The organism is Arthrobacter sp. NPDC093125, assembly GCF_044754225.1.
GTDB lineage: Bacteria > Actinomycetota > Actinomycetes > Actinomycetales > Micrococcaceae > Arthrobacter.
Map to the genome: position 1 here is coordinate 85,504 of NZ_JBIVOQ010000008.1, position 19,831 is coordinate 105,334.

Annotated in this window: 17 protein-coding genes; 11 read left to right on the forward strand and 6 right to left on the reverse strand. The window is 65.7% G+C overall.

Annotated elements, in window-relative coordinates; translation table 11 throughout:
• Positions 1-57: 57 nt before the first annotated feature.
• Together ACIP9X_RS15325 and ACIP9X_RS15330 are read left to right on the forward strand one after the other, a co-directional pair.
• Positions 58-1,251 carry a Vms1/Ankzf1 family peptidyl-tRNA hydrolase gene (locus ACIP9X_RS15325; RefSeq protein WP_400480604.1) on the forward strand — a complete coding sequence of 398 codons (1,194 nt, stop codon included), beginning with the start codon at positions 58-60 and terminating at the stop codon, positions 1,249-1,251.
• 208 nt (positions 1,252-1,459) lie between these two features.
• Positions 1,460-2,332 (forward strand): hypothetical protein, encoded by an 873-nt coding sequence (locus ACIP9X_RS15330; protein WP_400480605.1) that lies wholly within the window; start codon positions 1,460-1,462, stop codon positions 2,330-2,332.
• 183 nt (positions 2,333-2,515) lie between these two features.
• Here the strand turns inward: ACIP9X_RS15330 and treS are convergent, their stop codons facing one another.
• Positions 2,516-4,699, reverse strand: a complete 2,184-nt coding sequence (gene treS / locus ACIP9X_RS15335) for a maltose alpha-D-glucosyltransferase (protein ID WP_400480665.1) — start codon at positions 4,697-4,699, stop codon at positions 2,516-2,518.
• Positions 4,700-5,157: 458 nt separating this feature from the next.
• Between treS and ACIP9X_RS15340 the strand changes: the two genes are divergently transcribed.
• The 5 genes from ACIP9X_RS15340 (at position 5,158) to ACIP9X_RS15360 (ending at position 11,150) form a co-directional block, all read left to right on the forward strand.
• Positions 5,158-6,180: a LacI family DNA-binding transcriptional regulator gene (locus ACIP9X_RS15340; RefSeq protein WP_400480606.1), complete on the forward strand. Its 1,023-nt coding sequence runs from the start codon at positions 5,158-5,160 to the stop codon at positions 6,178-6,180.
• A gap of 189 nt (positions 6,181-6,369) precedes the next feature.
• Positions 6,370-7,665 carry an extracellular solute-binding protein gene (locus ACIP9X_RS15345; RefSeq protein ID WP_400480607.1) on the forward strand — a complete coding sequence of 432 codons (1,296 nt, stop codon included), beginning with the start codon at positions 6,370-6,372 and terminating at the stop codon, positions 7,663-7,665.
• A gap of 84 nt (positions 7,666-7,749) precedes the next feature.
• Entirely contained in the window at positions 7,750-8,715 is a 966-nt protein-coding gene (locus ACIP9X_RS15350; RefSeq protein WP_400480608.1) for a carbohydrate ABC transporter permease, read from the forward strand.
• A gap of 1 nt (position 8,716) precedes the next feature.
• Positions 8,717-9,595: a carbohydrate ABC transporter permease gene (locus tag ACIP9X_RS15355; RefSeq protein WP_400480609.1), complete on the forward strand. Its 879-nt coding sequence runs from the start codon at positions 8,717-8,719 to the stop codon at positions 9,593-9,595.
• A 34-nt stretch (positions 9,596-9,629) separates the two neighbouring features.
• The gene (locus ACIP9X_RS15360) at positions 9,630-11,150 is read left to right on the forward strand and encodes a glycoside hydrolase family 32 protein (protein ID WP_400480610.1); all 1,521 of its coding nucleotides are present in this window, start codon (positions 9,630-9,632) and stop codon (positions 11,148-11,150) included.
• A gap of 124 nt (positions 11,151-11,274) precedes the next feature.
• Here ACIP9X_RS15360 and ACIP9X_RS15365 read toward each other — a convergent pair whose 3' ends face one another.
• Together ACIP9X_RS15365 and ACIP9X_RS15370 are read right to left on the reverse strand one after the other, a co-directional pair.
• Complete coding sequence (locus tag ACIP9X_RS15365) at positions 11,275-11,880, reverse strand: DUF5655 domain-containing protein (RefSeq protein WP_400480611.1); 606 nt, start codon at positions 11,878-11,880, stop codon at positions 11,275-11,277.
• Between the two features lie 67 nt (positions 11,881-11,947).
• Positions 11,948-12,472 carry a hypothetical protein gene (locus ACIP9X_RS15370; protein ID WP_400480612.1) on the reverse strand — a complete coding sequence of 175 codons (525 nt, stop codon included), beginning with the start codon at positions 12,470-12,472 and terminating at the stop codon, positions 11,948-11,950.
• Between the two features lie 185 nt (positions 12,473-12,657).
• Between ACIP9X_RS15370 and ACIP9X_RS15375 the strand changes: the two genes are divergently transcribed.
• Genes ACIP9X_RS15375 through ACIP9X_RS15385 form a run of 3 tightly spaced genes read left to right on the forward strand, consistent with a single transcriptional unit; the run spans position 12,658 to position 15,772 of the window.
• On the forward strand, positions 12,658-13,158 hold the full coding sequence (locus ACIP9X_RS15375; protein ID WP_400480666.1) for a sigma-70 family RNA polymerase sigma factor: 501 nt from the start codon (positions 12,658-12,660) through the stop codon (positions 13,156-13,158).
• Complete coding sequence (locus ACIP9X_RS15380) at positions 13,155-13,826, forward strand: anti-sigma factor family protein (RefSeq protein ID WP_400480613.1); 672 nt, start codon at positions 13,155-13,157, stop codon at positions 13,824-13,826. The genes ACIP9X_RS15375 and ACIP9X_RS15380 overlap by 4 nt, the downstream gene beginning before the upstream one ends.
• A 56-nt stretch (positions 13,827-13,882) precedes the next feature.
• On the forward strand, positions 13,883-15,772 hold the full coding sequence (locus ACIP9X_RS15385; RefSeq protein ID WP_400480614.1) for a hypothetical protein: 1,890 nt from the start codon (positions 13,883-13,885) through the stop codon (positions 15,770-15,772).
• Positions 15,773-15,781: 9 nt separating this feature from the next.
• On the opposite strand, the gene ACIP9X_RS15390 is transcribed toward ACIP9X_RS15385, so the two are convergent.
• The 3 genes from ACIP9X_RS15390 to ACIP9X_RS15400 all read right to left on the reverse strand — a co-directional run bounded on the left by ACIP9X_RS15390 (position 15,782) and on the right by ACIP9X_RS15400 (position 18,279).
• Positions 15,782-16,594, reverse strand: a complete 813-nt coding sequence (locus tag ACIP9X_RS15390; protein WP_400480667.1) for a DUF1206 domain-containing protein — start codon at positions 16,592-16,594, stop codon at positions 15,782-15,784.
• A 238-nt stretch (positions 16,595-16,832) separates the two neighbouring features.
• Positions 16,833-17,765: a tRNA (guanosine(46)-N7)-methyltransferase TrmB gene (trmB, locus tag ACIP9X_RS15395; protein WP_400480615.1), complete on the reverse strand. Its 933-nt coding sequence runs from the start codon at positions 17,763-17,765 to the stop codon at positions 16,833-16,835.
• Positions 17,766-17,856: 91 nt separating this feature from the next.
• A complete protein-coding gene (locus ACIP9X_RS15400) occupies positions 17,857-18,279 on the reverse strand; it encodes a hypothetical protein (protein WP_400480616.1) in 423 nt (140 codons plus the stop codon).
• A 225-nt stretch (positions 18,280-18,504) separates the two neighbouring features.
• Between ACIP9X_RS15400 and ACIP9X_RS15405 the strand changes: the two genes are divergently transcribed.
• Positions 18,505-19,770, forward strand: coding sequence for an MFS transporter (locus tag ACIP9X_RS15405; protein ID WP_400480668.1), 1,266 nt, complete (start codon positions 18,505-18,507; stop codon positions 19,768-19,770).
• Positions 19,771-19,831 lie beyond the last annotated feature (61 nt).

The window sequence follows — 19,831 nt, forward strand, 5'->3', positions numbered from 1 at the left end:
GACCCCATGTCTTACCCGGACATGGCTCTGTTCAAAAAGGAAAGGAGATCGACCCGCATGTCCATGACACTCTCCAAGTATTCCAAGCTGCTGGCCGCCGGAGGCACCTGGTGCACCGTGCTGACGGACACCGGAACTGGCACTGCTGATTCCCTTGAGGCGGCTGACGTCAGACCCGGCCACATCCGGGACGAACTGCTGGCGGCCGGAGCTGCCTCGGCGGACGCCAGGGCGGTGGAAGAAGCAGTCAAGCCCCTGGAAGGAGTGCCAAGCCCTGTTGCCCGGTTTGTCATCGCCCATGACGGCCACGTTGAAGTCGATGAAGTAATGACCGGCGAACGCGTGGACAGTCCGTACGTCAACGTTGGCGTGATCCCGGATCTGCTGCCCCTGCTGCGGCACAGCACGGCAGACATGCCTTTTGTGGCTGTCAGCGTGGACCGGACGGGGGCCGACATCACCCTCGCCCATGCCGCGCGGCCGCTTGGCGCCGGGGGCACGTCCACCTATACAACGCAAGGCATCACCGAAAACCTGAAGAAGGTACCCACCGGAGGCTGGTCCCAAGGACAGTTCCAGCACCGGACGGAGGAGGTATGGCGGAAGAACGCTGAAGAAGTGGCCGCGGAAATCGACCGGCTCGTTGAGGCGGAGCGCCCCGCCGTCGTCGCCATCGGCGGTGACATCCGGGCGCGGGAGCTCGTCTTTGACCAGCTGTCGGATGCCAGCCGCGCCGTTGCTGCGCAGGTGGAGTCGCATACCCGGGCGGGCGGCGCCGATCCCGAAGTGATGCATGCCGCCGTCGAACGGCTGCTGGCCGAAGTTGAGGCGCGGTCCCAGTATCAGCTGCTGGACAAGCTCGCCGAGGAGAAGGGCCACAACAGGGGCAGGGCTGCATTCGGCCTCGGGGAGGTGGTCCATGCCCTGCAGCAGGCGCAGGTCCAGACCCTGGTGCTCAGCAATGAGCTGACGCGGGACCTTGGCGCCGACAACACGGCTGCCGGGCCTGGCAGCCGTTCCGCGCACAACATGCTGGTGCTCGCCGCGAGCCCGTGGGTGGCGCTTGAGAAGTCCGAGGCTCTCGGGGCCCAGGTCCTGGGGCAGGCCCCCGCGGCGTCGGCCCTCATCCGGGCTGCGGTGCTGACGGACGCCGACGTTGAGCTCGTGCCGATTACCGCCATTCCCGGCAGGGCAAACGCGGCGGCACTGCTGCGGTGGAACACCGGACCGGCGGTGCCGCGGGAAAGGTAACCTGCGGAACGCTGGATCAGGAGCCTGTATCCCTTTATAAGCGGACGGCGTGGGGCCTCATAGCGGACGGAGGACTCACGCCGTTGTGCTGCCTGCGGGGCTCCGGCAGATTTTGCCTGGCGTTCACCTGCTTCCAACCTCCGCGCCGGAGGCGGGGCATACGTTGTAACTGTCCTGAGCGCTACCGGCTTCTGCAGTGAGGATTCCCATGACTTCCAACGAGTACCCCGTCGTCCTGACCCTTGAAGGCACCGATGCACGGGATGAGGAGGTGGTTGACGCCAACGTCGCCGTCGTCAACGCCATGTACCGTGAACTGCTCGGCCCCGGGGAAATCGCGCCCAACGCACTGCGCAGCTACTTCGTCGACTTCTATCTCACCCAGGCCCTTGCCGGCGGCTTTGCCCAGTACGTTTTCACGGCCGCCGACCGGGACGAGGTCGACAACTACGTCCGCGAAGGCCTCAAGGGCATGGGCGCCAACGCGCACCTGGCACTGTTCGACCGCGCCGCCGACGCCTTTGGCGCCCTCTCGGAGGAGGAGGCAGAAATCTACCTGGACGGCGAGTGGGACGCGGCCACGGACGGTGACCTGCCGGACGCCGTCCAGGCCATGGAAGACCTCGACGCCGCCTTTGAGGCGCTGCTGGAAAACGAGGACATCACCGCCCTGAACGCAGCCTGGCTGCGCGAACAGGAAGGGCTGTTGCTGCTGCAGGGCGAAGAACTCAGCGCCCACATCGCACTGCGGCTGGAGCAGGTTCCTGACTTGGAACAGCGCCTTGCCGACGCCGAGCAGGCAGCCCTCGAAACTGCGCCGGAATTCGAACTGATCATCCGGGAACTCTGCGACGTCGCAGGGTACACCCTGCAGGCCATCACCATGGGCGACCCCAACTACGAGCACAACGGCGAGACCGTCCTGGCCTGGAAGTTCAGCACAGACCACGGCGAGTTCCTCATGATCGAGGACGACGACGAGGCCTTCATGCTCAATCCAGAGACCAAGGAAATCGTCGCAGCCGTCGAATTCGAGGACGCCGACCAGACGCTCGCAGACCTTACCCGCCAGGCGCCTTAAGAACTGCCTGATCGGCGCCGGCGCGGTGGTTACCCGCCACGTGCCGCCCAACGCCCTGGCGATGGGCAACCCGGCCCGGGCGGTCGGCGAGCTGTGCCGGCTCCGGAGGGACCGCCGTCGGGAACGCAGCGTTCCCGACGGCACGGTCCCGGACGCAGGGAACGTCTGCCCGACGTCGCAGGGCTACGTACCGGGCGCTTCCTCGTCCCCAGGTTCCTCTTCCTTCAGGAGCAGTGCTGTGCCCTGATAGGCGGACAGTTCGATAAAGAAGCTGTGCAGGTCATCCACGTGACCCACCGTCTCGCCGCTGAACAGGTCCTGCACGCTGGCACCAGGGGGCAGGTGGGCGGACTGGATGCTGCCCGCGATGTCCTGGCCGGAGAAGTTGAGAACGGTGACCTCCAGCGCCCCGTCACCCAGCCGGTTGACCATGACGAGCAGCCCGCGGTGGGAAACATCCGGCACGTCCAACAAAGTGCCCGTTGCTATTCCGCTTTCTTCCCGGACCTCCAGGATGCGCTGGAGCCGCCGGGCGAAGGACGCGGAATCCTGGAGCTGCTCGGGGAGCGAGCCGTACAGGCTGCGGGCGCGGGGCATGCCTGCTGAGGAGGTCTCCGCGTCCGGGCTGGTGCCCATGATGTCGTGGGCGCCGCGGTTGATCCAGCGGGTGTCGCCCTGCGAGGTGAGCTCCTGGACGTGCTTGCGGTCAAGGGCCGTGATGCCGGCGAGGTCCCACCCGGAGAGGGCAAAAACGCCCGGTTGCAGGGCGTTGTACATTGACAGCAGTATGTGGGCATCCAGTACTTGGGCCTCCTGCTCCCGGGTAATCGCTTCAGGGTCCTGGATACCGAGCGCGCCCATGATGAAGCTCACCGTGGTGCAGGCGATGCCGTTGGTCGTGAAGACAGCGTTGTAGGGCGCATTCTCCCCGGTCAAACGCTCCCTCATGGTCTGTTGAACCTGTTCGGCGAGCTGGGCCCCCGTGAGCTCCTGGCCGTTGAACTCGAACACTTCGTCCCTGTGTCCGGAGGCGAAATGCATCAGTTCGTAGGTCAGTTCGTCATGGTTCTGCAGCGCGTGGACCAGCGAGGCCTGGTCAACGCCGATTTCCATCGACAGACGGAGCGTCAGCCGCAAAAGCTCGGTGTCGGCGGTGACAAGCGCGTAATGGTACGCCGGACGTGTAATGAAGTCGTAGGAAAGGTCAGGGCCCGCCTCGGAGGTTGCCTTGATGTCGTCGATGGTCAGGTTCAGCTCCTGGAAGGAGAACCCGCCCACCTTGCGGATCATGGACCCGATGAGCTGGTTCGCTGCCTCGGAGAGCGGATGTCCCTCGGACCAGCCCGGCTGCTCCTCAGCGCTCTTCTCCACGCCCAGGAAGCCATTGGCATCCAGGCGGAGCGCTCCGGTGCCCAGGTCAACGAGTGAATGCAAAGCGTCCCCAACGACCAGGCGCATTCCGGCGAAGGTGGGGTCCAGCCAGTTGATGGAGGGCTGGCCTGCCTTGAAGTAGTGAAGGTAGACCCAGCGGCGGGTCTTTCCGGTAGTGTCCACGACCGGCCGCGTTGCGCTCCAGTTGGTTTCCTTGACGCCGGGTTCATAGAAGATGACCCGCTGGAGCCGGCCAATGATGTATCCGGCTTCCTGCAGCGCCTGTTCAGACTCGGGGCTCAGGTTTGCCGAATCCTGCCCTTCGGGGACGTCCGGCAGCAGGTGCCAGTCTTCCTCGGGGATATCAATCATGTGATAGATGCCCGGGTAGTCCCGGAAGTTCATTTCGGCAAGGCGGAAGTCGGCTCCCTTGCCGGTATGGCCCGGAACAATGTCATCGATGACCGTTCCGCCGTGGTCGGCGGCTACCTGGCACATCTGCCGGAATTCATCCTCGGTTCCGAACACCGGGTCGATTGCCATGCTGATCCGGTCAAAGTGTCCATCGACGCTGGGAGTCTGGGTCCAGCCGCTGATGCCTCCCGCCAGTTTGACGGGGCCGGTGTGGAGTGCCCTGATCCCGATCTCCCGGAAGGCTTCCCACATGCCTGGATCGCCCAGGGCGGAAAGGAAGGACTGGCCATGCTGTGTGATGAAGGACAGCGGGTAAGCGGTGAACCATACGGGAGCACGTTCGACGGCGGCCCTGGGGTTGGGATGCGCGTAGGAGTTCTGCCACATGCTGGCTTGCCCGGAGAGCTGCCGGGCCAGCACGTTGGCGTCTCCCAGCATCGCCTGGTTCCGCAGCCAGTCGACGTACGCCGCGTTGCGGCCGTCGAATTCGAGAGAGGGCCTGGCAGCCAGGTACTGGCGCCTGCGGGCGATCGGCCTCAGGGCCTTCGGGCGGGCCGGATAAAACTGCTCGTCGTAGGTGATGTCCGCCGGCTCGGCTGCAGAGTCGGCCGTAGCCGCATCTACTTTTTCAGCCTCAGTTTCTTCGGCCTCTGTTTCTTCGGCCTCTGTTTCTTTCACCTCGACGGCGGCCGCCTCAGCGGCGACTGCCTCCGGTGCTGAAATTCTCTCGTCGGTGCTTGATTCCCGCACAGATTTCTCCCTTCCACAGGTTGTTCCTCGGTGCCGTGGATGCCTCCAAGACCTTTGCTCAGAGTTCACGTACCCCGGCCCGCCGGGAGTATTCGCGTTTCTATGAGCCAACGCCACACTATGTCTTCTATTGACCCCACTCAACACACTGCTGCTATTCGTTGCAGGCTCGGAAGGCTGAGGGCCGCCAGCCCCTGGAGGTAGTCCCACACCAGCCCGTTGACACTTGCAAAACGTTTTGTGTACTCTGGATCACACGGAGTACAAAACGTTTTGCAAAGGAAGAGTCGATGGTGACAAGGGTTGGTATACGCGAGGTGGCGAAAGCTGCCGGGGTCTCGGTGACCACGGTCTCGCACGCGCTCAACGAAGCCACCAGCTTCCGGGTCAAAGCGGAAACCCAGCAGCACATCCGGGACGTAGCCAAGGACCTTGGTTACGCACCCAACAGGCTCGCCAGCGGACTGCGCAACCAGCGGTCCCAGATCCTTGGGCTTGTCAGTGATGAAATCACCACCACCCCCTTCGCCGGCGCCATGATCCGCGGGGCGCAGGACGCCGCCTACGACCGCGGCTATGTGGTCATGGTGGTCAACTCCGGCCTCGACAGCGAGCTGGAGGCTCGGGAAATCCGGATGCTCCAGCAGCACCAGGTGGACGGTGTGGTGTACGCCCGGCTGTACCACCAGGGGGTGGAGCTGCCGGGTGAGCTGGCCGGTCTTCCCACGGTGCTGCTGGACGCCGTCACCGGTAACGGCTCCGTCTCGTCCGTTGTCCCGGACGAGGTGGGCGCGGCCGAAACCGCCGTCGAAGCCCTCATCCGGGCGGGCCATACCAAGATCGGGATGATCAACAATGTGGACGACATCCCTGCCACCCACGGCCGGCTGGAGGGTTTCCTCAACACCCTCCGGAGGCATGGCCTGGAGCACGACCCCCGGCACTTCGTCGCCGGCGTGTCGGACACCCCGGGGGGCCGGCGGTCAGCCCTTGCCCTGCTCGGCCAGGAGGAACCGCCGACCGCGTTGTTCTGCTTCAGCGACAGGGTTGCCATGGGGGCCTACCAGGCCGCAGCGGCCCTGGGACTGAGCATTCCCGACGACGTCTCGATCGTGGGCGTCGACAACCTTGAACTCATTGCGGATGCCCTCTGGCCCGGCCTCACCACGGTGGCCCTGCCGCACTACGAGATGGGGCGCTGGGCGGTCAACCGCATCTTGGACGATATTGAACATCCGGGGACTCCCGCAGCGCAGGCCCAGCTGGAATGCCCCCTGATCGAGCGGGGCTCGGTAGGCCCGCCGCCGGCGTAGGCGGCCAAGGGGCCTCGGGCAGAACGCCCCCGCACACGAAACACCACCACACCACCACCCTCCCGGGCGATCCGCAGAAAGATCTGCAGGGGGATCCGCGTAAAAAGGGACGCAGCCGTTGCAGCGGCCGCGTCCCGGCGGACCCGGGGCAATCATCCACGCACAAATTCAGCAGAAGGATTGACCATCATGAACAAGCGATTCACTCGGATCCTGGCCACCAGCATAGCCGCGGCCGCACTCGTGGGCACCCTCGGCGCCTGCGGCAAGGGCAGTGCCTCGGCGACGTCCGAGGGCTCCAACGAGATCACCATGTGGACCCACAACGCCGGCAACCCGGACGAGCTCAAGGCCATCCAGGGCATCGTTGACTCCTACAACAAGAGCAGCGGCGCCAAGGCCCAGATCAAGGTCCAGGCCTTCCCGCAGGAATCCTACAACGACTCCGTGGTCTCCGCCGCTGCCGCCGGAAAACTGCCCTGCATCGTGGACATCGACGGCCCCAACGTGCCGAACTGGGCGTGGGCGCAGTATCTGGCCCCGCTCAAGCTCTCGACAGACCTGTCCAAGCACCTGCCCAGCACGGTGGCCAAGTGGGAAGGTGAGACGTACGCCGTCGGCTATTACGACGTCGCGCTGGCGATGCTCGCCCGGACCTCCGACCTCAAGGCCGCCGGCATCCGCGTTGCGACCATTGAGAAGCCGTGGACAAAGGAAGAATTCCAGGATGCCCTGACCAAGCTCAAGGCCCTGGGCAAGTGGCAGTACCCCCTCGACATGGGAACGGCGGGCGCCGGCGAATGGCTGCCCTACGCCTACTCCCCGCTGCTGCAGTCCTTCGGCGGCGACCTCATCAACCGTGACGGCTTCCAGTCAGCGGACGGTGCCCTCAACGGCGAGAAGGCCGTCGAGTGGGCCACGTGGTTCCGCGGCCTCGCGGACCAGGGCCTCATGGCCAAGAAGAGCGGCAAGGATTCCACGCAGGACTTCCTGAACAACAAGAGCGCCATTGTGTACACCGGCTCCTGGGCCGCGGACAAGGCGCGCAAGGCACTCGGCAAGGACCTGGCGGTCATGCCCACCGTGGACCTCGGCAACGGCCCGAAGATCGGCGGCGCCTCCTGGCAGTGGGGCGTGACCAGCGGCTGCAGTAACTCCGAGGCTGCCATGGACTACCTGTCCTACTCCCTGAAGCCGGAGAACATTGCCGCGGTGGCCAAGGCAACCGGAACCATCCCGGCCACCAACGAGGCTGCTGCGCTCCTCCCGGAATTCGCCGAGGGAGGCGCCAACCGGGTGCTCATGGAATTCTCCCGCGAGCAGGCCGTCATGCGTCCCGAGACGCCCGCCTACCCCTTCATCGCCACGGAATACGGCAAGGCCGTCCAGGACATCCTGGCCGGGGCGGAACCCAAGACCGTGCTGGACAAAGCGGTCAAGGCGATTGACGCCAACATCAAGTCCAACGGCGGCTACAAGAACTAGCCGTCTGCCAAGGGGGAGGGCGACGGCGGCACGCACCTGCCGCCGTCGCCCTCCCGCCGGCACTGACTGTCAACGGAGACTCCCATGACAACCACCCAGCTTCCTCCCCGCCGCCGCTCCGGCGTCACCACAGCCGCGCCGCCTGTTCCGCCCGTCGCCCCGCGGCGCCGCCGCCCGGGCTACCTGCGCGAACAGCTCAGCGGCTGGGGGATGATCGCTCCGGCAGCGGTCCTCCTGCTCGCCTTCGTGTTCCTCCCCGCCATCCTCGGCTTCGGCCTCGCGTTCACCAACGCCCGGCTTATTTCACCCCGGCCCGTGGAGTTCGTGGGAACGGACAACTTCGCCAGGCTCTTCACCGATCCCACGTTCTGGCGTGCGCTGCTGAACGTCAGCTACTTTGCCGTCGTGGTGGTCCCGGTCCAGTCAGCCCTGGCCCTGGCCATGGCGCTGCTGATCAACAAGAAGTTCCGCGGTGTGAATTTCTTCCGCACCATCTACTTCCTTCCCGTGGTCACCTCGATGGTGGTGGTGTCCCTGCTGTGGCTGTTCATGTACCGCAAGGACGGCCTGATCAACGAGATCCTGTCCACGGTGAGCTTCGGCCTCATTCCCGGGGCGGACTGGCTCAACGACCCCGCCACCGCCATGCCGGCCATCATCGCACTGTCCATCTGGCAGGCCGCCGGCTTCCACATGATCATCTGGCTCGCCGGCCTGCAGAGCATCTCCGGCGAGCTGTACGAGGCCGCGCAGCTCGACGGCGCCAGCCGCTGGCACCAGTTCCGGTACGTGACCTGGCCGGGCCTGAAGCACACGCGCAGCCTGGTCCTGGTGACCATCACCATCCAGGCGCTCGGGCTCTTCGACCAGGTCAGCGTCATGACCCAGGGCGGCCCGCTCGACTCCACCACCACCATCATCTACGAGGCGGTCCGCTCCGGCTTCAAGCAGCAGGAGACCTCCTACGCCTCCGCCATCTCCCTCGTATTCTTCGTCCTCGTGCTGCTGATCTCCGCAGTGCAGCGTTACCTGACCCGAGAGAAGGACTGACGTGAAAAGCGCTCTTCGCCTCAGCAGTGCCGGGGCAATGGCCGTGCGCATCCTGTTCGCCGCCGTCGCCGCCTTCCCCATCGTTTTCATGCTCGTGTCCTCGCTCAAGCCGGACCAGCAGATCTTCGGGGACATGTCCTCCGTGGCCGCCTTCCTGCCCGTCGGCAACATCTCGCTGGACAACTACGCCGCGGTCTTCGACCGGGTGCCGGCCGCCCGCTTCCTGATCAACTCCATCGGCATTTCCGCGGTCACCGTCGTGCTCGGCATCTTCATCAACAGCCTGTGCGCCTTCGCCCTGTCCCGCATGCAGGTCCGCGGCAAGCGCGTGGTGTTCACGGCCATCCTTGCCACCCTGATCGTGCCCTTCCAGACCCTGGCGCTGCCGCTCGTGTGGTGGGTCAACCAGCTCCCGTACTTCGAGCTCAACGGCTTCAGCCTCGAAATCTCCAAGGGCTGGCTGGACACCTACCAGGTCCAGATCATCCCGTTCATCGCCAACGCCTTCTCCATCTACCTCTACCACCAGTACTTCGAATCCATCCCGAAGGAACTGGATGAGGCGGCGCGGATCGACGGCGCCGGCTGGTTCAAGATCTACCGCCAGGTGGTCATGCCGCTGGCCGGGCCCGCCACGGCAACCGTGGCCATCCTGACCTTCCTGCCCGCCTGGAACTCCTACCTGTGGCCGCTCATGGTGGTCCAGTCCGAGGAGCTGCGCCCGGTGATGATCGGCATCCAGTACTTCTTCCAGCTCAACGTTTCCTGGGGCGAAGTGATGGCCTACGCCTCCCTCATCACGGTTCCCGTGGTGGTCCTGTTCATCGCCTTCCAGCGCTCGTTCATCAACAGCATCGCCTCCAGCGGCGTCAAAGGCTGACCGGCTTTTCCTAGTTCGAAAGACGACCACACCCATGAACCCAACAGCCGAACTCGGCTGCCGGTACCGGCCCGAATGGCACTACGCCGCGGAACGCAACTGGCTCAACGACCCTAACGGCCTCGTGTACTCCAACGGCGTCTACCACCTCTTCTACCAGCACAACCCCCACGGCGACGTCTGGGGCAACATGTCCTGGGGCCACGCCACCTCCGCTGACCTGCTGACCTGGGACGAGCAGCCCGTCGCCATTCCGTGCGACGAGCAGGAAGCCATCTTCTCCGGCTCGGCAGTGGTGGACACCTCCAACACCAGCGGTTTTGGTGTGGGGGGAGTTCCGCCGCTGGTGGCCATCTACACCAGCGCCTACGCACCGGGATCGCCCCTCGCCGGACGGCAGGCGCAGTCCCTCGCCTACAGCACCGACGACGGCGCCACCTGGACCAAGTACGCCGGGAACCCGGTGCTGGACCGGGCGTCCGCGGAATTCCGGGACCCCAAGGTCTTTTGGTACGACGGAGGCGCCGGAAGCTACTGGGTGATGGCCGCCGTCGAGGCCGAGGACAGGGAAGTGGTCCTGTACAAGTCCGCCGACCTCAAAACCTGGGAGTTCCTGAGCTCCTTCGGTCCGGCCAACGCCACCGGCGGTGTCTGGGAGTGCCCCGACCTGTTTGAGCTGCCGGTGGACGGGGATCCCCACGACACACGGTGGGTCCTCATCGTGAACCTGAACCCCGGCGGTATCGCCGGCGGCTCGGCAGGCCAGTATTTCGTGGGGACGTTCGACGGCGTGACGTTCCGGTCCGAAAGCACCGTCACCGAGGGTTTGCAGACGGACGGGAGCCGGATGGCCGAGTACGGCTGGCTGGACTGGGGCCGCGATTACTACGCCGCCGTGTCCTTCAGCAACGCGCCCGACGGCCGCCGCCTGATGATCGGCTGGATGAACAACTGGCAGTACGCCGCCGCCACACCGTCGGATGGTTGGCGCAGCGCCATGTCCCTGCCCCGCGAGGTCAGGCTGGAATCCCGGGGCGGTCGACCCGTGCTGGTCCAGGAAGCCGTGGATCCCTTCACGGCCTCCGGAGCTGAGCCGTTCACGCTGGGCAGGCAGGAACTGGAGCGCGGCATCACCTGGCTGCCGTCCGGGGCGTCCGGTGATGTGCTCCGGATCGATGCCGAGCTTCAACCGGCAGGTGCGGGCAAAACGGGTCTGGTGCTCCGGGCCTCCGGCTGCTCCGCCTTGGATTCGGGGAGCGAGCAGACCGTGCTGGCCTACGATTCCGTGACCGGGGAGCTCAGCCTGGACCGGACGTCGTCCGGCAACGTCAGCTTCCACGACACCTTCCCGTCAGTGGAGCGGGTGGCCGTTCCGCTGATCGACGGCCGGCTGCGGCTGCGGATCTTCCTGGACCGGTGCTCCGTGGAAGTTTTCGCCCAGGACGGGCTGGCCACCATCACGGACCAGGTGTTCCCCTCAGACTCGAGCACCGCCGTCGGCCTCCTGGCAGAAGGCGACGCCGGCACCCTGCTGAGCCTGACCATCGCCGGCTGAGCCTGCCGTCGCGTCTGCCGCCGTTTCGGCGGTTCCCTGCCGGCTCGACGCATCGCAGTGTCGAGTGTGCACGGAACCGTCGAAACGGTCGCAAGATCAGGTTCGATCAGCGGGCGTGGGCTCGTCAGCGAGCAGGCTGGCTGTTCTGCTCCAGCGCTGTTTCCAGCAGATCGAGCAGCTCCTCGTCCACCTGTTCCACGGCGGTGATCCGGACCTTCCGGTCGAAGAAGTCACCGCCGCGGACGGTGGCGGCTTCGAGTCGCCCCCCAATGGGCTTCTCGATGCGCAGTGTCACGTCCACCGCCGTCTTGTTGGCGCGGGTCACCTGCGCGAACTTGCGACGGGGACTATGGAGCGAGACGTATCCCTTCCGCATCTGGATTTCCACCCCGTCGGTGGCTGCGGCCCAAGCCAGAAGGGCGTCAGCTATGGGCCGCAGGTGCGGGTGGGAGTCGTATTGCCCGTCGATGAGCTCGTCGGCGTCCCGAAGCATGAACTCCGGATAGCCGAACATTTCCCAGGACACGGCATATTGGGCGTACCCGGTGATGCCGTGCTCGTCGCGCATCCAGTCGCGGAGCTCGCCGTCGTTCTTCACCCCGGCGGTGCGCCCCTGCTCCACCCACCAGCGCACATCGCGGCCGGACTTCCGGAGCAGCAGGGCCTGGTTGCTGTCCACCATGGTCTGCCATGTCCTCGCAGCGGATTTCAGGTCAGGTGTGTTTGCCATGCTCCGATGGTAGTGCCGGCGCCCGAGGGCATGGACACCGGCACCGTTCGTGCGTGACCCTATGGGGTCACTTGATCATCGCGCCGTCCGGGGCAACGAGGTACCAGACGTTGCCGACGCCCTGTCCGGTGGTGTCACCGGGAGCCTTGTCCTTCTCCCACAGGTAGACGGGCATGCCTTCGACGGTCACCTGCTTCTTGCCGTCAGGAGTGTCGATGGTCCCGACCTTTCCGGTGACGCCCTCAACCGTGGGGGTGTCATTGGTGGTGAGGACCGGCGGCCACGCAACGAGGCAGTCACCGGTGCAGTTGCTCTTGCCAGAGTCCTTCACGTCCTTCGTGAAGTAGTAGACACTCATGCCTTTGCCGTCCACCACAATCTCGCCCTTGTCCGAGGTCGCGGTCTTCAGGTCCACTGCGGCGGTCTCGCCGGCTGTCGCGGTTTCCGTGCCTGTGGCCGCGGGCGACTCCGCGGCAGTGGTCTCGGCGGCGGTGGTTGCCGGGGCCGGGGTGGTACCCGTACCGCCGCCGCAAGCGGTCAGCGACGCGGCAAGGGCCAAAACTGCAATGCCAACGCTCAATTGCCTGTTCATGTGCTGCTCCTTGGCTCAGGCCGGCATCTGGGAACCGGCGCTATCTGGAATGACGCATGCAGGTGAAGAATGGTTCAAGGATCCGACGACGGATCTGAATGAACTTTTTGGTCCCCGCGGGCGTCTTACATGCCAGTAATGCCGGTCTGCAGGGACCGGATGCGAGTGACCGCCGGGAGGTACTGGTGCCGCTGGACGAGGATGTGGTTGCCGCAATCTACCGCGATCACGGGGCGGCCCTGCGCCGGTTCGTGATCAGTGCCTCCCATGACCCGGTGCTCGCCGACGACATCGTTCAGGAAACGGTGTTGCGCGTCTGGCAGCAGGCGCCGAAGATCACCGGGAGTCTGCGCAGTTATCTGTTCCGCACGGCCCGGAACATCATGATCGATAACTACCGGAAGTCCCAGCGCAGGCCGCAGGAGGCCGAGGAGCGCGATCTTGCCGACCCTGCCGAGGTCACTGGAAAGGTCGATGAGCTCCTTACGAGGGTGCTGATGGAAGAGGCGCTGCTCCGGTTGAGCAACGAGCACCGGGATGTGCTCGTGGCATTGCACTACCGGCGCTTCACAGTCAATGAGGCCGCGGTCCAGCTCAATATTCCGAGCGGCACAGTTAAATCCAGGGCCTTCTACGCGGTGAAGGCCCTGCGGACAGTTCTTGATGAGATGGGTGTGGAACGGTGAACGGCAAGGAACTCCATGAGTTGCTGGGGGCGTACGTGCTGGGGGGTCTCGACGACGCGGACAGGGCGCGCTTCGAAGACCATCTGCAGCAGTGCGGAATGTGCCGGGACGAGCTGGCGGATCTGGAGTCACTTCCGGGGCTTCTGGCCGCCGTTCCGGTTCCGGACGCAGTGGCGCTCGCCATTCCGGCGGCCCGCATGCCCGCCGCTGATACTCCGTCCAGCGTGCCGCAACCTGTGCTGGATGAGCTTGCGGCCCGGCGTCGGACTGCCCGACGGCGGCTGGCCGCCTTTGTCGGGGCGGTCGCCGCCGCTTGCCTCGCCTTGGGATTCGCAGCGGCGCCGCTGCTGGCCCCGGCCAACAAACCCGACGCAAGCTACTCGGTCGAGGCGGATACCGGCATCGAGGTCACCGTCGGCATGGTCAAGAAAACCTGGGGCACCGAGCTGGCCGTGGACGGGAGGAGCCTGCCGAACAAGGGAAAGCTCTCGCTGTGGGTCAAGGACCGGGCGGGGACAGAAGACCGTGCCTGTGCCTGGATGGCAACCCCCAGCGGCAGGGCCAGGGTTACCAGCGCAACCCCGCTGCCGTTCGCGAGCATTGCCAGCGTTGAGCTGCGGAACGAACAGCAGCAGACTATTGCGGTGATCGCCGTGCCGGGCGGCTGAATAGCCAATTTTGTCTCCCCCTGCTGTTCTACTGGTTCCAGGACGAAGGGGATGCGATGCAGCAGCGGCACAGGGACCACGGCCATGAACGTCGGGAGCACGCTAGCCGTGCCGCTGTGAGCCGGGGGCCGGCAAACCGGGACCACCCCAAGCGTGAACCTGCGGCCGCTGACTATCAGGTCGTCGCATCCGGGGAGCAGCTCGCCCGCACGCTGATGTCAGTGGGCCGGACGCGTCCGGCGGCTGTCATCGCTTGGCATCCCGGCATGCCGGAGAACAGGATCGACGTCGGCCGGATCGCCCGTGAGGTGGGTGACCTGGCGGACATCTACTACCTCGAGAATGGTCCTGAGTCCTTCCGCTTTGCACACGCGCTTCCTGCCGGTGCGCACGTTTATGGGAACGCCGCCCGGGTCTACTCTGCGGATCTCGACTGGCTGCGTGACGTTTACCGGAGCCCGTTGCGGATGGCACAAACTCCCCGTGCCGCTGCAATTGCCGAGGAATGCATCATCGAGGACGTTTTGAACCGTGTCACGGCACCGCCGGCTGTTGCGGCTCCCCAGAAACCGCTCGAAGAGAAGGCCGGGGTAGTTGAGGCCTTTGCCAGCGCGGGTTCGCGGGCCATCGTGGAGTTGGACGGAGGCCAGCGCTGCACCATCCAGCGGGAGCGTGTCACTCCGTCTGTACGGCTCGACTGGATGCTGGCTGTCGGGCAGGTAGTGTCCGGACTGCATGACCCTGCCGCCGGAACCTTGGATATAGGTGCGCTGAAGCTGGTGCCACGGCTCACCGAGCTCTACTCGTCCGGCGACCTGGTGCTGGCACTCGCTGAAGAAGTCGGAGCCAAAGCGGCCATCCTCACCCTGTATCCCGGGTCCAGCTGGGAAGTTCCCGTCCAGCGGATTTCCTCCAACCCGCTGGACACCGCTGACAGCCTGGTGACGGAGGGAGAGGTGGTGGTGGTCCGGTTTTTGAGGGTGAAGGGCTCCGTCGTCCTGTCCCTCATTGACGTCGATGATGATGCCGACGTCCGGGGTGCCCCGGAACTGCTGCGCGGCGGCACGCCCTGGCTGCAGTCCGGCCGGCACCTCGTTGAAGCGGCCCAAACAGTGGCCAATGCTGACGGATCGGCCGCCGAGGGACTGTCACCGGTTGGCCCCTCTGTTGCGGGATGCTTGCCCGCGGCTGAAGGGCACTCCGTTGCCGTGCCACGACCGCCTGTGAAAGCCTCGGCTGCGCTGATCTCGGCGCAGCTTGCCCTCGACACCGAAAAGGCTGAGGTCGCCAGGCTTCAGGAGCTGGTGACGGCCGGAAGCAGTGCGGGGCCGGAGCTTCTGAGGCTGGAGCGTGAACTGGCCGCTCTGCGTGGGGAACTTGAGCTGGAGCACCGGCACAGCGCCGCCGGTGAGGAGCATGTGGCCGGACTGGCGGCGAGGAACGTCAGGCAGCTCGAGGACCTGCGCACACTCAGGGCCCGCAACCGCGAAATGCAGCAGGCGCTGAAACGGAGCAGGGATGATCAGAGCGGAGCGTTCGCCACACCGGACGAGCAGGTACGTCATGACATTTACATGACCTGGGCCAGGTACATCCCCGCCGAAGATAAACCGAGATTTCCCCTGCCGGCGGAGTTCACCATAGGGCAGGAGTTCGCCGCGTCGCTGTATGCACGCACGGAGCAGGGTGCAGTGGCCAAGGCGCTGAAGACAGTAGTGGAAGTGCTGACGGGGTTGGCAGACCGCAGCTCAGCCCGCGAGGTACATCCTTTGCGCGTGAGCGAGGGCGGCGATGCTCCCCAGCACCAGCGCGACGACGGCGCAAGGTGCTTCCGGGCGGCCATCGAACAGGGCGTGGCGTCGGCCCGGCGGCTGCACTACTGGAAGGCTCTGAACGGCCAGGTGGAGCTTTCCCGCATCGTGCTGCACGACGACTTCAAGCCATAGGGTCCTGAACTAGGCTTCCATGCGGGCGAGCCGCGCCCGAACCACCATAAACGCGCCGTAGCAAATGAGCCCTAAGCCCACACCTGCGAGCACGTATACGCCAAACGGCTGTTCGCGCAGTGCCCTGAGGCCACCGTCGAGTCCCGTCGACTGTTCGGGGCGGAGCGTGACTGCGGCGATGATGACGAGCAGGCCGGTCACGAAGAGGGCAACCCCTTTGGCAAGATAGCCCGCGATCCCCAAGCCCGTTACGGCCTTGCGTGCGGTGGGAGATGCGGGCATGCGGAGGTGTTTTTTGAACGCCTTCTGGAACCCCCGGACCACATAAACAATCCCGGCTACGGCTATCGCTGCTCCGATAACGATCAGGAGCAGGAGGCCGCCGGGTGCCTGCAGGATGCCCACCGTCATGTCACTCGCCGATTCCCGGTTGTCCTTGCCGCTGCCCCGAGCGAACGCGGCGAGTGTAACGGCCATTGCGGAGTATGCCACGGCCTGGGCCGCGGCCTTGGTCTTTTTAACTGCCTTGTTCCTGGCAGGCAGATGCCCGTAATCGAAGAAGGCGTCACCCGCCTGCCACAGGGCCAGCGCCACGCACGCCGCGAAGCTGGACCACAGCAGCAGCGGTCCGGCGGGCTGGCTGCCCAGTTCGGCCACCGCGCCGCTGACGTCGGCCCTGCCGCCCTTGCCCAACGCCAGGCCGATGGCGATGGTCCCGACCAGGAAATGAAGCAGGCCGCTGACGGCGAATCCTGCCCTGGCCAGTACTTCCAGTCCGCGGGAATTTGTGACTTCCTCGGCCTTGTCCGCGGCGCCCTGCAGTTCTCGTTTGATGATCGTTCCTTCGCGCCGGCACCAAACCTGGGATCTCCTCAGGCTTCCCCAATCCCCATCGTGCCACGCGCGGTGGATGTGCAACAGGCCGGCGGAGCGCAACAGCCGGAGGACGGCAACAGCTGGCGGAGCCGCAACAGCTGGCGGAGCGCGACAGCCGGCGGAGCGCAACAGCCGGAGGACGGCAACAGCTGGCGGAGCGCAACAGCCGGCGGCCCGGGTGCGGTCAGGCCCGGCGGTAGCAGAGGTCGAAAATCATGCGCCCGGCCTCGTGGGCCTTGTTTTCGAAGCTGGTGCGGATCCGGCCTTCGAACCGCGGCGCCCAACCGCCGGTTTCGTCAATGCCTTCGTTGGGTCCAGTGTGTTCCGTGCTGACCGGGGCCCGGCCTTCCCGGACCGGCGCACCGCCCACCACCGACTCCACGCCCGTCTGCCAGACGTGGGTGAGCGGACTCTCTGGTCCCCTGCGCTCGCCGTCGTGCATGTTGACGAAATCGGCTGAGCCTGCCAGCACGTCCCGTACATGCACAGCGTAGTTGGACCAGTCGGTTGCGATGCGCCAGAGCCCGCCGGGCTTCAGCGCCCGGGCAGCAAGAGTTGCGAACTCGGGCTGAATGAGGCGGCGTTTGTGGTGCCTGGACTTGTGCCACGGGTCGGGGAAAAAGATCCACAGTTCACTGACCGATCCCGGTGGGAGCATGGTGGCGAGCACCTCGGGGGCGTTGGCCTCCACGACGCGGACGTTGGTCAGGCCCCTGCTGTTGATCTTGATCATCGTGTTGGCCAGGCCGGGGGTGTACACCTCCACCGCGAGGAAGTCCGTGTCGGGGTTTTCCTCGGCGGCGTGGCAGACGGCGTCGCCGAGGCCCGATCCGACCTCGACGATCAGCGGAGCCTTGCGCCCGAACTCGGCCACGGCATCGAACGCGTAGTCCGGGTGGACCGACGTGTTGGCGACGTGGCGCGGCACGTTCAGGGCCCACCGCTCCGAGTGCTCTTCCCAGGCAGCCTGGCGGCGGCCCTGAAGGCGGGTTCCCCGGCGCACGAAGCTGACCGGCCGACCGCCATAGGTCCCGTACGAGGCCTGGCTGCCCGGTGTGACGGGGCGGGGCTGGTTCGGATTTGCCGGCGGCTGCGGGGATTCGGGAGATTCACTCATCCCTTCCAGAATACCGGCGGTTTAGAGAGGCATGTCCTCAGGGGAAGCGGGGCGGAAACAGCGAACCAGCGAAGCCATGGGACCGGCCGCGTCAATAGAAAACATCAAAACGGCCGCGCAGCACGGCCGGCAGAAGTATGACGACGGCCTCCACTCCCACCACTATGAGCCCGGCAACACCCAGGCTCCACCCGTTGGTACCGCGTGGCGTCCGTCGTAGTGCAACGAGCCCGAAAATTACGGAAAGCAGCCCGAACAGCACCGGCAGGCTGAGGAAGACCATGTTTGCCATCCATTCCTTACCATTACTGCCGGTGTCCGGACGTGTGAAAAGTGCAACGAACATTGTGGGCATGGCCGTGACGACCATGCTGGGCACCACCAGCGTGGCACACGCGATGCTGGCCACGCCCTTGCCGGACTCACGAGGGCTGACCGGACCCTCCGGACCTTGGCCGCCGGGCCGATATCTTGGCGGCTGGCTGCGGACCTTTGGTGCCTGCGGAAAATCCATGGTGCCCCTCCTAGATTCGGGCTGGCCGGCGTCTCTGCACGGACATGCAACCCAGCGTATTGCCGCGCGCGGGCCGTGAATATTGCGCGTCGTTCCTATGTGGATAACCGCTCGTTCATGGATAACCGGCGAGGAGGCTCGTTTCGGGCCGTGGGCAGGCCTGCGCGGCGTGACTGCAAGAATGGGCGGGTGACCGATGCGAAGAATCCAGCAGCACCCAACGAGCTGCGGCGGGAGGGCCCTGACGGCGGTGGCGGCACCCTCGTGGACGCCGAGATCGGCGAGATCCCCGCCGCTGCACCCACACAGGTGGGCAGCCCGCGCGCCCTGGCCTATCTCGGCCTGTGCCTGGTCCTGATCGGCCTCAACCTGCGCACGGTCTTCTCCAGTTTTTCGGCCGTGCTCCCCGAAATAACATCCAGCGCAGGCCTCCCGGGCTGGTCGGTGGTGGTGCTGACAACTGTTCCGGTGACGCTCCTTGGCGTGTTCGCGCCGCTGGCTCCTGTCCTCGCGAGACGGTTCGGTGCCGAGCGTGTGTTGCTCGGGGCCATGGCGGTCCTGACGGCGGGGCTCCTCCTGCGGCCGGTGGACATCCCCGGGGCCGGGCACCTGCCGGCCCTGCTGGCCGGGACAGCCGCATGCGGCGCGGCCATTGCGTTATGCAACGTGCTGCTGCCCGGGCTGGTGAAGCGGGACTTTCCCCACAGGCTCGGGCTGATGGGCGGCCTTTACACGACTGCCATCTGCGCCTCAGCAGCCCTCGGCGCCGGGTTCACGTACCCGGTTTTCCGGGCGACGGGGGAGTGGACTTCGGCGCTGTGGTTCTGGGCGGTGCCGGCCGCCGTCGTCCTTTTTCTTTTCCTGCCTGTTGCCGTGAGGCAGCGGCACGGCAGGCACAAAACCGTGCGTGACGGCGTAAGCGTCTGGCGCTCGGCGATGGCGTGGCAGGTCACGCTCTTCATGGTGCTGCAGGCCATGATGTCCTTCAGTGTTTTCGCGTGGCTGGCACCGATCCTTCGTGAACGGGGCGTCGACGGCGGAACAGCGGGGCTCATGGTGTCCGTCTCGATCGTGCTGCAGATGCTGGGCTCGCTGTTTGCCCCGGCGCTGGCGGCACGGTTCCGCGACCAGCGGGCGATCAATACAGTGGTGGCTCTCATGACGGGCGGTGGCTTCGCACTCAGCATCTTCGGCCCGCAGGAGCTGATCTGGGTGTGGACCGGTGTTCTGGGCCTGGGCCAGGGGAGCCTGACGGCCGTGGCCCTGACCATGATCATGCTGCGGACCCGGGACGGTCACACTGCAGCTCACCTCTCCGGCATGATGCAGGGCGTGGGCTACGGAGTTGGATCCACCGGGACGCTCATGGTGGGCCAGCTGTACCAGTCCACCGGCTCGTTCGCCGCTGCAGGAGTGCTGTTCCTGGCGGTCGGCCTGCTCGCTGCCGTCTTCGGCTACCGGGCCGGCCGGGACCGCTTCATCGGGGGTTGAGGTGTTCGCGGCTGCCCACCTCGCGGCGGCTGGCGGAAACTCCCCACTTTTGAAGGGCGAT

Bases quoted from the DNA above. Each gene is read 5' to 3' on its own strand.
- ACIP9X_RS15325 (WP_400480604.1), top strand. From the start codon at position 58: ATGTCCATGACACTCTCCAAGTATTCCAAGCTGCTGGCCGCCGGAGGC.
- ACIP9X_RS15330 (WP_400480605.1), top strand. From the start codon at position 1,460: ATGACTTCCAACGAGTACCCCGTCGTCCTGACCCTTGAAGGCACCGAT.
- ACIP9X_RS15340 (WP_400480606.1), top strand. From the start codon at position 5,158: ATGGTGACAAGGGTTGGTATACGCGAGGTGGCGAAAGCTGCCGGGGTC.
- ACIP9X_RS15345 (WP_400480607.1), top strand. From the start codon at position 6,370: ATGAACAAGCGATTCACTCGGATCCTGGCCACCAGCATAGCCGCGGCC.
- ACIP9X_RS15350 (WP_400480608.1), top strand. From the start codon at position 7,750: ATGACAACCACCCAGCTTCCTCCCCGCCGCCGCTCCGGCGTCACCACA.
- ACIP9X_RS15360 (WP_400480610.1), top strand. From the start codon at position 9,630: ATGAACCCAACAGCCGAACTCGGCTGCCGGTACCGGCCCGAATGGCAC.
- ACIP9X_RS15365 (WP_400480611.1), bottom strand. From the start codon at position 11,880: ATGGCAAACACACCTGACCTGAAATCCGCTGCGAGGACATGGCAGACC.
- ACIP9X_RS15370 (WP_400480612.1), bottom strand. From the start codon at position 12,472: ATGAACAGGCAATTGAGCGTTGGCATTGCAGTTTTGGCCCTTGCCGCG.
- ACIP9X_RS15385 (WP_400480614.1), top strand. From the start codon at position 13,883: ATGCAGCAGCGGCACAGGGACCACGGCCATGAACGTCGGGAGCACGCT.
- trmB (WP_400480615.1), bottom strand. From the start codon at position 17,765: ATGAGTGAATCTCCCGAATCCCCGCAGCCGCCGGCAAATCCGAACCAG.
- ACIP9X_RS15400 (WP_400480616.1), bottom strand. From the start codon at position 18,279: ATGGATTTTCCGCAGGCACCAAAGGTCCGCAGCCAGCCGCCAAGATAT.